Origin of the sequence: Ferrimonas marina, from assembly GCF_900129905.1 — a bacterium.
In the GTDB taxonomy this organism is placed as follows: domain Bacteria; phylum Pseudomonadota; class Gammaproteobacteria; order Enterobacterales; family Shewanellaceae; genus Ferrimonas; species Ferrimonas marina.
In genome coordinates, this window is record NZ_FQXG01000015.1 from 36033 (window position 1) to 48943 (window position 12911).

Genomic DNA, 12911 nt, shown 5'->3' on the forward strand with positions numbered 1-12911 from the left:
TACCGGGCTTTTCCCAGTAAACCTTCGGAAATTGAGGAGTGCTATAGTGGCCCGTATCGCTGGCATTAACATTCCCGAGCATAAACATGCGGTAGTTGCTCTGACCGCCATTTTCGGCATCGGCCAAACTCGCGCAAAAGCTATTTGCGTGAACGCTGGCATTGCTGAAGATGTAAAATTTAAGGATCTCGACGAGTCCACCATCGATAAGGTGCGTGAGGCTGTTGCTGAGTTCACCGTAGAAGGTGATCTGCGCCGTGAGGTCTCCATGAACATCAAACGTCTGATGGACCTTGGTTGTTTCCGTGGTCTGCGTCACCGTCGTAACCTGCCGGTTCGCGGTCAACGCACCAAAACCAATGCGCGTACCCGTAAGGGCCCGCGTAAGCCGATCAAGAAGTAAGGGGAATTAACCAATGGCTAAAGCTCCTTCTCGTACTCGTAAAAAGGTACGCAAGCAGGTCGCAGACGGTATTGCACACGTTCATGCTTCCTTCAACAACACCATTGTGACCATCACCGATCGTCAGGGTAACGCCCTGGCTTGGGCCACCGCAGGTGGTTCCGGTTTCCGTGGTTCTCGTAAGTCTACTCCGTTCGCTGCCCAGGTGGCTGCTGAGCGTTGCGCTGAAGTCGCAAAAGAGTACGGCCTGAAGAACCTGGAAGTTGAAGTGAAAGGTCCTGGTCCGGGTCGTGAATCTTCCATCCGTGCGTTGAATGCTGCGGGCTTCCGCATCACCAACATCACCGATGTGACTCCGATCCCGCACAACGGTTGTCGCCCGCCGAAAAAGCGTCGCGTATAACCCTAGGTTAGTTGGAGAAGAAACATGGCAAGATATTTGGGTCCGAAGCTCAAACTGAGCCGTCGCGAAGGGACTGACCTGTTCCTGAAAAGCGGCGTTCGAGCGATCGATTCTAAATGTAAGATTGATACCGTACCTGGTCAGCACGGCGCCCGTCGCGCTCGTCTGTCCGACTACGGTGTTCAGCTGCGTGAAAAGCAGAAGGTTCGTCGTATCTACGGCGTACTGGAAAAGCAGTTCCGTAACTACTACAAAGACGCTGCTCGCATCAAAGGCAACACTGGTGAGAACCTGCTGCAGTTGCTGGAGAGCCGTCTGGACAACGTGGTTTACCGCATGGGCTTTGGTGCGACCCGCGCCGAAGCACGTCAGCTGGTGAGCCACAAGGCCATCAAGGTTAACGGTCGTGTTGTTAACATCCCGTCTTTCCGCGTAACTCCGGACGACGTTATCGCCGTTCGTGAGAAGTCTCAGAAGCAAGCCCGTATCAAGGGCGCGCTGGAAGTTGCTGAGCAGCGCGAGAAGCCGACTTGGATGGAAGTAGATGCTACTAAGATGGAAGGCACTTTCAAGCGCCTGCCTGAGCGTAGCGATCTGTCTGCTGACATCAACGAACAGCTGATCGTAGAGCTTTACTCCAAGTAAAGCTTAACCGTTAAGAGAGGACACAATGCAGGGTTCTGTTACCGAATTTCTAAAGCCACGACTTGTTGATATTGATCAGATTAGCTCTAACCGAGCTAAGGTGACTCTTGAGCCTCTTGAGCGTGGTTTCGGCCACACTCTGGGTAACGCTCTTCGTCGCATCCTGCTCTCTTCCATGCCGGGTTGTGCTGTCACCGAAGTTGAAATCGACGGTGTACTGCACGAGTACAGCAGCAAAGAAGGCGTTCAAGAGGACGTCCTCGAGATCTTGCTGAACCTCAAGGGTTTGGCGGTCAAGCTGGAAGGCAAAGATGAAGCGACTCTGACTCTAAGCAAGTCCGGTGCGGGCCCTGTCACTGCAGCAGACATCACCCATGATGGTGATGTGGAGATCGTTAACCCCGATCACCTGATCTGCACTCTGACCGGTGCCGACGCCGACATCAGCATGCGCATCAAGGTCGAGCTGGGCCGTGGTTACATCCCGGCATCTGCTCGCGCGCAAGTTGAAGATGACGAGCGTCCTATCGGCCGCCTGCTGGTTGATGCGTCTTTCAGCCCGGTGGTTCGCATTGCTTACAATGTTGAAGCCGCCCGTGTTGAACAGCGTACCGACCTGGACAAGCTGATCATCGATATGCACACCGACGGCACTCTGGATCCTGAAGAAGCCATCCGTCGCTCCGCCACTATCCTGGCTGAGCAACTGGAAGCCTTCGTCGATCTGCGTGACGTTAGTGAGCCGGAAGAGAAAGAAGAGAAGCCGGAATTCGATCCGATTCTGCTGCGTCCTGTCGACGATCTGGAACTTACTGTTCGTTCGGCTAACTGTCTGAAAGCTGAAGCCATTCACTACATTGGTGACCTGGTTCAGCGTACCGAGGTGGAGCTGTTGAAGACTCCGAACCTGGGTAAGAAATCTCTGACTGAGATTAAAGACGTTCTGGCCTCCCGTGGTCTGTCTCTGGGCATGCGCCTTGAGAACTGGCCGCCGGCCTCCCTAGTCGACAACATGTAACCAGATCTGTTTGAGATTTAGGTTAGAAGGATAAGGTCATGCGCCATCGTAAGAGTGGTCGTCAACTTAACCGTAACAGCAGCCACCGTCAGGCCATGTTCCGTAACATGGCTGGCTCCCTGGTTCGCCACGAAGTTATCAAGACGACCCTGCCTAAGGCCAAAGAACTGCGCCGTGTAGTAGAGCCGCTGATCACGCTGGCTAAAACTGACAGCGTAGCGAACCGCCGTCTGGCATTCGCCCGTACTCGCGACCAAGAGGTTGTGGGCAAACTGTTTAATGAACTGGGTCCGCGTTACCAGGAGCGCCCGGGTGGTTACACCCGCATCCTGAAATGTGGTTTCCGTGCTGGTGACAACGCGCCGATGGCTTTCATCGAGCTGGTTGGTCGTCCGGCCGGCGAAGAAGTTGCTGAAGCTGCTGCTGAGTAATTGATTCGTCATTGAAAAAGGCTCCCTTCGGGGGGCCTTTTTTGTACCTGTTGTACCCCTTTCTTAAGCCTTGCAATGCCAAGCCCCTAGCGCTCGAGGTTGCTGCTGGCTTCTCCTCATCGTCAGCCTATGCCCTGAGGCTTTCTTAAACGCCTCATATGCTTTTTCGGGCTCTCTACCGCCCTCCCATTGCAAAACCTGCCTCGCACGGTCAGGAGCCCCTCTGCTTTCGCTTTGCGCTACTCGCTAACCAGGTACAGCTCGTAAGCGAACATAAAAAGCCTTGGGTAAATAGCCCCCTTCGGCATGGGAACGTTCCGAGCTTTGGCAGCACCCGAGGGCCATGGGTTCGTTAGTACGAAGGGTCAGCTCGTTTGTCTGGCGCTCTTTGTTGTGTTCCTTGTGGCGCTTCGTGGTGACTGGGTGCGAGCTCGATCAGCCCCTTAGAGGTACTGATGGGCGAAGCCACTGTTCTGGCCCAAGGGAGAGTGTATCGCTGACCTCCACGTCGTGAGGTTTGCCTTGTTGCCTCAATAGCAGCAGAGGAGGGGCATGGGTCTGTGTATAGGGTTTGAGTGTAGAGATTGAGTAGAGGGGCTGAGTACAGGGACCGAGCACAGAAACGTAGTGGCGTTGTCTTTGCCATGGCTGACAGCTCTCTAGTCTGTGCCATGGGCCTGACTGGCCACAACAGAGAAGTCCACGCAATATAGCCACCGAGAGTTGGTGGTGGGAGGTAGAATGCACTGGCGTGCAGGCACAAAAAAGCCCCCTGTCGGGGGCTTTTTCTAAACCGGCTGGCTTAGTAGCCAGATTGGGTTTCGCTGTACTCCAGGGCGGAGTGAGACTGACCCATGGCTTCCGCCACTTCCGGCGGCATGTAGTTTTCATCGTGCTTGGCCAGAACCTCGGAGGCTTCCAGAACGGTTGGCTCAACCAGGGTACCCTGGGCAACGATGCCTTGGCCTTCACGGAACAGGTCCGGCAGCATGCCGTCGTACAGTACGGTGATGGCCGGGCCGTTATCGGCGATGTCGAAGGCGATCTTCAGGCTGTTGGAATCACGTTCTACGGTGCCTTCCACGACCATGCCGCCAACACGGATACGCTGGCCAACTTCCGGCATCAGGCCGGTGTCATCACGGCCGTGCACCACCTCGGTGGGGGTGAAGAACAGGTCCAGGTTCGAGTTCAGGGCATACAGCAACAGCGAGGCAATCGCGGCGACACCACCGATCAAGACGGATGCAAAAAGCAGGCGTTTTTTACGACGAGGGTTCATTGCGTTTGACTCCTATGTTGACGCAGGCGCGTTTCACGCGCTTGTTTCTTGGCGATCTCGGCCAGAACGGATTTACGCTTACAAGCGGAATTGTATATCAAAAGTCCCAGTGCGACAGCAGCACTGCCGTAAGAAAGCCAGACGTAGAAGGCGTAACCGCCCATGTCCAGGAACTCAGCTAGGGACGCAAATTGGAAACTCAGGTTCATGCTTTGGACTCCTGTGCATTAACCATGGCACGAACCCAGGGGCGCATGCTGTTGCGGGCCAGAACCTCAGCGCGGAAGCGCAGGATGCTCAGTGCGGCAATCATCATGGCAAAGCCGAAGATGTTACACAGCAGCGGGATCAGCATCTCCGGTGGCATGTTGTTGCTCTTGCCCACGGTAATGGCGTTGGGCTGGTGCAGGGTGTTCCACCAGTCAACGGAATACTTGATGATCGGCAGGTTGATAACGCCAACGATGGCCAGGATCCCGGCAGCCTTGGCCGCCATCACCTTGTCTTCGAACGAGGCGTACAGGGCAATCACACCCAGGTAGAGGAACAGCAGCACCAGCTCGGAGGTCAGGCGCGCATCCCAAACCCACCAGGTGCCCCACATAGGCTTACCCCAGGCAGCGCCGGTGATCAGCGCGATGGCGGTCAGCACCGCACCGATGGGAGCGATGGCGGCAGCAGCCATGTCGGCCAGCTTAATCTGCCATACCAGGCCGATGAAGGCACAGATGGCCATCGCCATGTAGGCGGACATGGACATGGAGGCAGCCGGTACGTGCAGGAAGATGATCCGGTAGGAATGGCCCTGCTGGTAGTCGACCGGGGCAAAGCCCAGGCCCCACACGGTGCCGACAGTGATCAGGACGGTGGCCAGCACGGCAAACCATGGGAACAGGCTGCCGGCCAGATTGTATGCCCGCTCAGGCTGAGCGTAAGGGTGTAACCACTTCCACATTTTAGTTAGTACTCACTCGTAAGGATGCGCTGATGGCGACCGGGGCAACGACCAGGGCGCCGATTAAGATTGCGGCCAGAATAGCCATCTGACCCCCATATTCCAGTCCCATTGAAGCAGCGTCAATGGCTCCGGTGGCAAAGATCAGTACCGGGATGTAGAGCGGCAGGATCAGCAAGCTGAGCAGAACGCCGCCCTTGGGCAGCCCCACGGTCAGTGCCACACCGATGGCGCCGATCAGCGACAGGGTCGGGGTGCCAACCACCAGGGTCGCCATTAGCGCACCGTAGGCACTTTCGTCCAGGTGCAGCATGACGGCCAGTAGAGGGGCGATCAGGATCAGGGGTACGCCGGTCACCAGCCAGTGGGCCAGCACCTTGGCCAACGCCATCAGCGCCAGCGGCTGCGGGCTCAGCATCATCTGCTCCAGGGTGCCGTCCGCGTAGTCAGACTTGAACAGTCGCTCTAGTGACAGCATGGCAGAGAGCAGGGCGGCCACCCAGATGATGCCAGGGGCGATGCGAGTCAGGGTGTTTGGCTCGGGGCCGATACCCAGAGGGAACAGGGTCACCACCATGACGAAGAACATTAGCGGGTTAAAGATGTCCCCGCGGTGGCGAAACGCGATCTGCAGGTCCCGGCGCAGAACGGTTTTAAAGGCTTGAGAGTAGCTGACTTCCCGCACGTTCAAAGCTCCTCGTGGAAATGGTATTGCAGCTTCAGCTTTTGCAGGCGATCGCCCACCAGCTGGAGGTCTTGGTGGGTGGTCAGGATCACGCAGCCACCGCGATCGGCATGGTCAAGGAACAGTTGTTCCAGCTCGGCCACACCGCGCTTATCGATGGCGGTCAGCGGCTCGTCCACGATCCAGATCTTGGCGTCGGTGTGCCACAGGCGGGCCAGGGCGATACGACGATGCTGTCCGGCGGACAGGTGGCCAGCCGGGTGGTCTTCAAAACCGGCCAGGTTGACCTTCTTGAGGATGTCGTGGATCGGTGCGTCGTTAAAGCCGGTTACCCGCATGCTGAAGTTAAGATTCTCTTCGGCGGTCAGTTCGGACTTCACCCCAGGCAGGTGGCCCATATAGAGCAGGGCCTGGTGAAACTCATCGCGCACCGCTTCGATCGGCTTACCGGCGAAGCAGACGCGACCGCTGTAGGGACGTGACAGACCCGCCAGGATCCGCAACAGGCTGGTCTTACCCGCACCGTTGGGGCCTTCGATCTGCAAAATGTCGCCGGGGCGCACCTCAAAGCTCAATTCATCAAACAGGATCCGCTCTTCGCGGATGCAAGTCAGTGCTTCGGCGGCCAGCAATGGCTGGGGGCGTTGTTCAGTCACCAAGTCCTCTTGACGCACATCTTCGTTCTGGATAGGGCGGATATTAACACAGCGATGTAACGGGTCATCGCAGTACCTCCCATTTCCACCCTTTGGTAATGGGGCAGGAAAGAAAAGTTCTCAGTATGTGAGCAATGTAACAATGGTGCACGTATGCTCTCATGACACCGAATCTGACCACCGTGGTGCCGATAGGTTTGGCGGAATCGCGAAAAATGTGATGCGAGGCCTTAAAGGTGTAAAATTGTGATGCGTGTGGTAGAGTTCACGGGCTGCTGGCGTAGCGATATATTCCGTTCCCAGCGTATGTATCTCTATGGATTGGAATGAGAAAATGAAAAAATTTGTAACTTTGGCTGCGGTAGCCAGCCTGACCCTGGCTTCAAACGTTATGGCGCAAGATGGTGAAGCGGTTTACCAGAAGGCGTGCAAGACCTGTCACGAGATGGGCATCGCCGGTGCACCCAAGCATCTGGATGCCGCGGCATGGGAACCGCGCCTGGGTAAAGGCCTGGACGCCCTGGTTGCCAGCGTGAAGAACGGCATGAACGCCATGCCCCCGGGTGGCATGTGCATGGATTGCACCGATGAAGACCTGAAGGCCGCCATCGAGTTCATGGCTGGCAAGTAAGCCCGCTGACAAGTGAGCATAAAAAAAGCCTGGCATCTGCCAGGCTTTTTTTGTGTCGCATCCCGGCTTACTTCACCAAGGTGTCGATCTCCAGGGTCACGTTGCTGCCCAGGTTAACGCTGTCGATCTGGCCAACCAGGTCGCCAGCGGTGGGGGCCGGGCTGTTGTCCTGGTTAACGGTGGCAATCAGCATCACCTGTTGCTGGGAGCTGATCACCATCTCAGGTGACATCGCCTTGCTGTCATCCAGCACGATGGTGGCCGGCAAGTCACCAACCTGAACGCGGGCAACAGCCAGCGGCATGGACGGGCCAGCCACCGGGCGGGCGTAGATGAACACGGTGTCATTGGGCTGAGCGTGCTGGGCCAGTTGACCGGCCAGCTCGACGCGTACCACGACACCGGCATCGCTGCTTGGGCCCGGCTGAACCTGCTGATGCACAGAGTCTTGCGGCATGGCGCTGCCGCTCTCCAGCATACCGCGAGCCTGGGAGATGGCGTTCTGGATAGCCTGACGGTCAACGTCGGTACGCGGGCTGGTCAGGATCATCTCCCAGTGACCAATGGCGTCTTCGAAGTTGGCGTTAAAGAAAGCGTCCATACCCAGCAGCAGGCGAGTGGAAGGATCCTTTTCGTCGTCGGCCAGGGCTTTATCTACGATGGCCTGGATCTGCGGGGTGATGTTCTGGTCTGCCAGGTAGTACATGGCAGTGGCTTTCGGACCCAGCAGCTCGGCGTGCTCGCCCACCAGCGCCATCACCTGATCAAAGGCGGTGACCGCTTTTTGGTACTCGCTGGCAGAGATGTAGGCGTGACCCAGAGAGAACCAGGCCTGGCTGTCGGTGGGGTTGGCCTCAACATGCTGTTCCATCTGCATCAGACGCATGCGCTGCAGCTGCTCCGGGTTCATGCCGGAGTGGGGATCCGCCTGCTGAGCCGCGGCGTGCGGGGCGTTCCAGTCAGCGTGACGACCCAGGTCCCAGTAGGTGTAGCCAGAGACCACCACCAGGATGGCACTCATTACCACCGGCCACGCCAGGCTCGGGGTGCGGGCGGCCAGTACGTCCTCTTCCTGCTCAACGTTCTGCAGCAGGTTGACCTGCAGCTCCTGCTTGAGTGCCTCGTACTCTTCCTCGTTGATCCGTTGCTCGGCCAGTTCGGTATCCAGTTCCTGAATACGTTCGTTGAACAGGTTGAGGTTAGTTTCCTTACGCAGTTGAGCGTCACTGGCGGCACGGGCAACGCGGTTGCGGCGCCAAAAGGGCAACCAAATCATCGCCAGTGCAAGCGCAGTCAATAGGGCGATACCGATCCAGAAAATTGTCATAGCAGTCTCGTGATGGTGGGTCGCGGTGCGACACTTACTGACCTTTTACGCCAGCTTGTGCAACGCGGATTGTTCCAGTTGGAGAAGGATTATACGGCAAGCGCAAGGCATGAACAGTGTTAACAAACCGGTTCATGCCGGCTAAGGGGAGGTTTGCGGGAAAAGTCACAGTTCGCTGTTTCTTGCCACTTTCTATGGAAACTTTTGCGGCAAGCTGTAATCCAACCGGCGAGGTACGTCCCAGCCCTGGCGTGGGACGTCGCTTTTGTGACCGCTGACCCGATGCTGAGATCTGTATTGGAAAAACGCTCACAAGACGGCAGACAATAGCCGCAGCAAAGCCTAAAATGGCGGCAATGACACCCGTTCACACCGCGGCAACATATGATATGGAGTCGGTGAACATCAATTCCTTCGAGGTAAGCAATGGTTCCGGAACTAGGACATTACTCGCTCATCATCGGTCTGGCCTTCGCAGCCCTGATCGCCGTAGTACCCCTGCTCGGCGTGGCGCGCAAAGACGCCTACCTGGTGAGCTTCGCTCGCCCCCTTGCCTATGGCATGTGCCTGTTTATGGCCATCGCCGTAGTCTGCCTGGGGTACGCTTTTGCCACGGACGACTTCTCCGTCGCTTATGTAGCAAACAACTCAAACAGTCTGCTCCCCATCTACTTTAAGATCGCCGCGATCTGGGGTGGTCATGAGGGCTCGCTGCTGTTCTGGACCTTCTCCATCTCTGTGTGGGCTGCCGCCGTGGCGTTCTTCAGCCGCGGTCTGGAAGAAGCCTTCACCGCCCGAGTTCTGGCGGTACTGGGTATGGTGATCGTGGGCTTTGCCCTGTTCATGCTGTTTACCTCGAGCCCGTTCGAGCGCATCTTCCCGATGCCGGCGGAAGGCCGCGATCTGAACCCGATGCTGCAAGACATCGGTCTGATCTTCCACCCGCCGCTGCTGTACCTCGGCTACGTGGGCTTCTCCGTCTCCTTCGCCTTCGCTATTGCGGCGCTGATGAGTGGTCGCCTGGATTCTGCCTGGGCGCGCTGGTCTCGCCCCTGGACTCTGGCCGCTTGGGCCTTCCTGACTGCCGGTATCGCACTGGGCTCCTGGTGGGCTTACTACGAGCTGGGCTGGGGCGGCTGGTGGTTCTGGGATCCGGTAGAGAACGCCTCCTTCATGCCTTGGCTGGTTGGCACGGCGCTGCTGCACTCGCTGATCGTGACCGAGAAGCGCGGTACCTTCCGTAACTGGACCATCCTGCTGGCGATCTTCACCTTCTCCTTGAGCCTGCTGGGTACCTTCCTGGTGCGTTCCGGGGTACTGACCTCCGTGCACTCCTTCGCGGCGGACCCGTCCCGTGGTCTGTTCATCTTGATATTGCTTGGTCTAACGATTGGTGGCTCGCTCACCCTGTTCGCCTTGCGGGCGACGGAGCTGACCTCACCGGCGCGCTTCGACCTGCTGTCGAAAGAGACCATGCTGATGGCCTGTAACGTGCTGCTGGTGGTTGCCACCGGTTCAGTACTGCTGGGCACCCTGTACCCGCTGCTGGGTGATGCCCTGGGCCTGGGTCAGATTTCTGTTGGACCTCCGTACTTCAATATGGTGTTCAACCCCATTGTCCTTGTGATGTTCATATTTATGGGGATAGGGCCGTTCATTCGCTGGAAGAAGGCGAAGGATGGGGAACTGAAGAAGCTGCTGCCGTCTGCCGTGGTGGCCCTGATTGCTGCCATTGCTCTGCCGCTGCTGCTGGGTGACTCCGCTCGCTACAACGCCTGGGTGTTCTTCGGCCTGTTCACCGCTTTCTGGGTGGGTGGCTGCCTGATCATCGACCTGCTGCGCCAGACCCGTGATACCGATGGCTCCTTCACCGGTCGCCGCCTGACCCGCAGCTACCTGGGTATGCAGCTGGCCCACGCCGGTATCGTCATGTCCATCATCGGTGCCACCGTGGTGTCCAACTACGATGATGAGCGCTCCGTACGCATGGGCCCGGGCATCAGCCACGACCTGGCTGGCTACACCTTCACCTACGAGCGTACTCAGATGGTGCAGGGTCCGAACTACACCGCTGAGCAAGGCGTTGTGACCGTGGCCAAAGAAGGCAAGTACGTCACTACCCTGTACCCGGACCGCCGTCAGTACAACGTTCGCACCATGGACATGACCGAAGCGGGCATCGACTGGGGCTTCATCCGTGACCTGTACGTCACCATGGGTGATCCGCTGGACGACACTCACTACGCCGTGCGTCTGAACTACAAGCCGGGCGTTCGCTGGATCTGGATCGGTTCCATCTTCATGATGTTCGGCGCCGGTGTGGCGGCCTCTGACAAGCGTGCTAAGGCACGTAAGAAGGCCAAAGCCACCGACACCGCGAAGTTGGCTAACGCCTAATCTAAGGAGCAGAAATGAAGCGCGCAGTACTGTTTATTCCGCTCGCGATCTTCGCCCTGCTCAGCATTTTCCTGTTTAAGGGGTTGTTCCTCGACCCCTCTAAACTGGAATCGGTGCTGGTAGGGAAACCGGTCCCGGCCTTCGTGCTGGAGTCCCTGGAAGACGAAAACAAGAGCTGGACCCAGGAAGACCTCAAAGGGGATGTCTATCTCATCAACATCTGGGCGACCTGGTGTCCGTCCTGCAAGTATGAGCACCCCTTCCTCAACCAGCTGAAGCGTCGTGGCGAGATCAAGATCTACGGCATCAACTACCGGGATGAACGCCCGGCAGCGATCCGCTACCTGAAGCAGACCGGCGACCCGTACACCAAGAACATCTTCGATCCGGAAGGGTCTCTGGCGTTCGATATGGGGGTTTACGGTGCTCCGGAAACCTACGTGGTTGACCACAATGGCATCGTTCGTCATCGCTTCGCCGGTGTTCTCGAGCCGCAGGTTTGGGCTAAGGACTTTATGCCGCTGATCCAACAGATCCGTGCTGAAGCCGCTGCAGAGGGTAACTCCTAATGAAGAAGTTGTTTGTTGCGCTGACCGGCCTGCTGATGGCTGGCCTGGTGCAGGCCGCGCCGATTGACACTTACGAGTTCAAAGACGATGCGTCGCGCCAGCGTGGTGTGGCCCTGGCTGCCGAGCTGCGTTGTCCGCAGTGTCAGAACCAGAACCTGCACGACTCCAACTCCCCCATCGCCCTGGACATGCGCCTGCAGGTCTACGAGATGGTGGAAGAGGGCAAGACCAACGAAGAGATCGTCACCTACTTCACTGACCGCTATGGTGATTTTGTTCGCTATAAGCCGGCGTTCGATCCGCGCACCTACGTGCTGTGGCTCGGCCCGGTGGCCTTCCTGCTGATGGGTGGTGCGATCGCGGTGATGTTTGTTCGTCGTCAGCGTGCCCAAAGCGCCGGTGAGGTCGAAGTGACCGCAGTGGATAAAGAGAAGCTGGCTAAGCTGCTCAACCAGGACGAAAGCGCAAAGTGATGAAGTTGTGGCTACTGGTGCTGGCACTGGTCTCCGGGTCGGCAATGGCCTACCCGGGGGCAAGCAGTAACGAAACCGATCCTGCCCTGGAGCGATTCATTCATCTGTCTCGCCCCCAGAGTCTGGAGAGTGTTCAGATCATTGCGCCGGACGGTGCGCCGTTCGATCTGTCCCAGTTCAAGGGTCAGCCGGTGATGATCAATCTGTGGGCGACCTGGTGTCCGCCCTGTATCCGCGAGCTGCCCTCACTGGAGCGCTTCCGTCAGGACTTTGAGCCCCGTGGCCTTCAGGTGGCGCCGGTCTCCATTGATCGCGACATCACCGTGGTAAAGCCGTTTCTGGAGGAGCTGGGCATTGCAGATCTGGAAACCTGGTACGACACCAGCAACCAGATCGGTAAGATCCTGCCAACGGATCTGATCCCGGCCTCCTTTATCCTGGACGCCGAAGGCAACCTGGTGGGTTTTGTTCGCAGCTTTATCGATTGGGACAGCCCCGCGGTGCGCGCCACCATGGAGCAGTACCTGCCCGAGGCAGCGGCCCAGTAGACACACTGGCAATAGCCTAAGCTCTGCATTGAAAAGCGATCCGACCAATAACTGGTCAATTGGATCGCTTTTTTCATTTTGGCCCTTGCACCTTCTAAAAGCCGCCCTATAATGCGCTCCTCGTTGGCAGGGACAACGGCGCAGCGCGCTGAAGCGACCGGTCAACATGGCGTCAGCCACTCAGGTAACTCGGTAAAAAAGTCCTTGACTCACTAAGTTAACTGAATAAAATGGCGCTCCACTTCGAGATGAAGAGCCAACGGCTCAAAACACGAAGTTTGAGGTCAAAAAGAAAACGCGATTTTCTGCTTGACTTCAGCAACGGGAAGCGTAAGATACGCATCCTGCTTCGGCAACGAAGCAACGCTCTTTAACAATTTGTCAGACAATCTGTGTGGGCACTCACGCAGGATTGAGAAATCATCATTTTCTCGATGCTACTGAGTGACTGCACAACATGCAGAGTAATTTGGTCTTCGGACTAAATT

16 protein-coding genes are annotated in these 12911 nt (G+C 57.3%); 10 read left to right on the forward strand and 6 right to left on the reverse strand.

The annotated features are described in order from the left end of the window. Positions 1 to 46 precede the first annotated feature (46 nt). From rpsM to rplQ, 5 genes are read left to right on the forward strand one after another with little or no spacing between them, the layout of a single operon-like run. Positions 47 to 403 (forward strand): 30S ribosomal protein S13, encoded by a 357-nt coding sequence (gene rpsM, locus BUC04_RS23035; protein ID WP_067665740.1) that lies wholly within the window; start codon positions 47 to 49, stop codon positions 401 to 403. Between the two features lie 13 nt (positions 404 to 416). Further along, entirely contained in the window at positions 417 to 806 is a 390-nt protein-coding gene (rpsK, locus tag BUC04_RS23040) for a 30S ribosomal protein S11 (RefSeq protein ID WP_067665737.1), read from the forward strand. Between the two features lie 24 nt (positions 807 to 830). Further along, positions 831 to 1451, forward strand: coding sequence for a 30S ribosomal protein S4 (gene rpsD, locus BUC04_RS23045; RefSeq protein ID WP_067665734.1), 621 nt, complete (start codon positions 831 to 833; stop codon positions 1449 to 1451). 25 nt (positions 1452 to 1476) lie between these two features. Next, positions 1477 to 2469, forward strand: a complete 993-nt coding sequence (locus BUC04_RS23050; RefSeq protein WP_067665731.1) for a DNA-directed RNA polymerase subunit alpha — start codon at positions 1477 to 1479, stop codon at positions 2467 to 2469. Between the two features lie 38 nt (positions 2470 to 2507). Then, the gene (rplQ, locus tag BUC04_RS23055; RefSeq protein WP_067665728.1) at positions 2508 to 2900 is read left to right on the forward strand and encodes a 50S ribosomal protein L17; all 393 of its coding nucleotides are present in this window, start codon (positions 2508 to 2510) and stop codon (positions 2898 to 2900) included. 802 nt (positions 2901 to 3702) lie between these two features. Here rplQ and ccmE read toward each other — a convergent pair. From ccmE to ccmA, 5 genes are read right to left on the reverse strand one after another with little or no spacing between them, the layout of a single operon-like run. Next, positions 3703 to 4182 carry a cytochrome c maturation protein CcmE gene (ccmE, locus tag BUC04_RS23060; RefSeq protein ID WP_067665725.1) on the reverse strand — a complete coding sequence of 160 codons (480 nt, stop codon included), beginning with the start codon at positions 4180 to 4182 and terminating at the stop codon, positions 3703 to 3705. Continuing rightward, the gene (ccmD, locus tag BUC04_RS23065; RefSeq protein WP_067665722.1) at positions 4179 to 4391 is read right to left on the reverse strand and encodes a heme exporter protein CcmD; all 213 of its coding nucleotides are present in this window, start codon (positions 4389 to 4391) and stop codon (positions 4179 to 4181) included. Before ccmD ends, ccmE begins: the two co-directional genes overlap by 4 nt. Beyond that, entirely contained in the window at positions 4388 to 5137 is a 750-nt protein-coding gene (locus BUC04_RS23070) for a heme ABC transporter permease (RefSeq protein WP_067665719.1), read from the reverse strand. The genes ccmD and BUC04_RS23070 overlap by 4 nt, the downstream gene beginning before the upstream one ends. Position 5138: 1 nt before the next feature. Then, positions 5139 to 5822, reverse strand: coding sequence for a heme exporter protein CcmB (gene ccmB / locus BUC04_RS23075; protein ID WP_373277988.1), 684 nt, complete (start codon positions 5820 to 5822; stop codon positions 5139 to 5141). A gap of 2 nt (positions 5823 to 5824) precedes the next feature. Next, complete coding sequence (ccmA, locus tag BUC04_RS23080) at positions 5825 to 6481, reverse strand: cytochrome c biogenesis heme-transporting ATPase CcmA (protein WP_373277989.1); 657 nt, start codon at positions 6479 to 6481, stop codon at positions 5825 to 5827. Positions 6482 to 6812: 331 nt separating this feature from the next. On the opposite strand from ccmA, the gene BUC04_RS23085 reads away from it, so the two are divergent. Beyond that, complete coding sequence (locus tag BUC04_RS23085) at positions 6813 to 7109, forward strand: c-type cytochrome (RefSeq protein ID WP_067665713.1); 297 nt, start codon at positions 6813 to 6815, stop codon at positions 7107 to 7109. A 67-nt stretch (positions 7110 to 7176) separates the two neighbouring features. Here the strand turns inward: BUC04_RS23085 and ccmI are convergent, their stop codons facing one another. Continuing rightward, on the reverse strand, positions 7177 to 8436 hold the full coding sequence (gene ccmI, locus BUC04_RS23090; RefSeq protein WP_073326191.1) for a c-type cytochrome biogenesis protein CcmI: 1260 nt from the start codon (positions 8434 to 8436) through the stop codon (positions 7177 to 7179). Between the two features lie 426 nt (positions 8437 to 8862). Here ccmI and BUC04_RS23095 point away from each other — a divergent pair, with 426 nt between their 5' ends. Genes BUC04_RS23095 through BUC04_RS23110 form a run of 4 tightly spaced genes read left to right on the forward strand, consistent with a single transcriptional unit; the run spans position 8863 to position 12423 of the window. Then, positions 8863 to 10833, forward strand: a complete 1971-nt coding sequence (locus tag BUC04_RS23095; protein ID WP_067665705.1) for a heme lyase CcmF/NrfE family subunit — start codon at positions 8863 to 8865, stop codon at positions 10831 to 10833. 14 nt (positions 10834 to 10847) lie between these two features. After that, positions 10848 to 11402: a DsbE family thiol:disulfide interchange protein gene (locus BUC04_RS23100; RefSeq protein WP_067665702.1), complete on the forward strand. Its 555-nt coding sequence runs from the start codon at positions 10848 to 10850 to the stop codon at positions 11400 to 11402. Continuing rightward, entirely contained in the window at positions 11402 to 11875 is a 474-nt protein-coding gene (locus BUC04_RS23105; RefSeq protein ID WP_067665699.1) for a cytochrome c-type biogenesis protein, read from the forward strand. Before BUC04_RS23100 ends, BUC04_RS23105 begins: the two co-directional genes overlap by 1 nt. Then, positions 11875 to 12423, forward strand: a complete 549-nt coding sequence (locus tag BUC04_RS23110) for a TlpA family protein disulfide reductase (protein ID WP_067665696.1) — start codon at positions 11875 to 11877, stop codon at positions 12421 to 12423. The genes BUC04_RS23105 and BUC04_RS23110 overlap by 1 nt, the downstream gene beginning before the upstream one ends. Positions 12424 to 12911: the final 488 nt, after the last annotated feature.

Coding starts and splice junctions, on each gene's coding strand:
- rpsK (WP_067665737.1), top strand. CDS start 417: ATGGCTAAAGCTCCTTCTCGTACTCGTAAAAAGGTACGCAAGCAGGTC.
- rpsD (WP_067665734.1), top strand. CDS start 831: ATGGCAAGATATTTGGGTCCGAAGCTCAAACTGAGCCGTCGCGAAGGG.
- BUC04_RS23050 (WP_067665731.1), top strand. CDS start 1,477: ATGCAGGGTTCTGTTACCGAATTTCTAAAGCCACGACTTGTTGATATT.
- rplQ (WP_067665728.1), top strand. CDS start 2,508: ATGCGCCATCGTAAGAGTGGTCGTCAACTTAACCGTAACAGCAGCCAC.
- ccmE (WP_067665725.1), bottom strand. CDS start 4,182: ATGAACCCTCGTCGTAAAAAACGCCTGCTTTTTGCATCCGTCTTGATC.
- ccmD (WP_067665722.1), bottom strand. CDS start 4,391: ATGAACCTGAGTTTCCAATTTGCGTCCCTAGCTGAGTTCCTGGACATG.
- BUC04_RS23070 (WP_067665719.1), bottom strand. CDS start 5,137: ATGTGGAAGTGGTTACACCCTTACGCTCAGCCTGAGCGGGCATACAAT.
- BUC04_RS23085 (WP_067665713.1), top strand. CDS start 6,813: ATGAAAAAATTTGTAACTTTGGCTGCGGTAGCCAGCCTGACCCTGGCT.
- ccmI (WP_073326191.1), bottom strand. CDS start 8,436: ATGACAATTTTCTGGATCGGTATCGCCCTATTGACTGCGCTTGCACTG.
- BUC04_RS23095 (WP_067665705.1), top strand. CDS start 8,863: ATGGTTCCGGAACTAGGACATTACTCGCTCATCATCGGTCTGGCCTTC.
- BUC04_RS23100 (WP_067665702.1), top strand. CDS start 10,848: ATGAAGCGCGCAGTACTGTTTATTCCGCTCGCGATCTTCGCCCTGCTC.
- BUC04_RS23105 (WP_067665699.1), top strand. CDS start 11,402: ATGAAGAAGTTGTTTGTTGCGCTGACCGGCCTGCTGATGGCTGGCCTG.
- BUC04_RS23110 (WP_067665696.1), top strand. CDS start 11,875: ATGAAGTTGTGGCTACTGGTGCTGGCACTGGTCTCCGGGTCGGCAATG.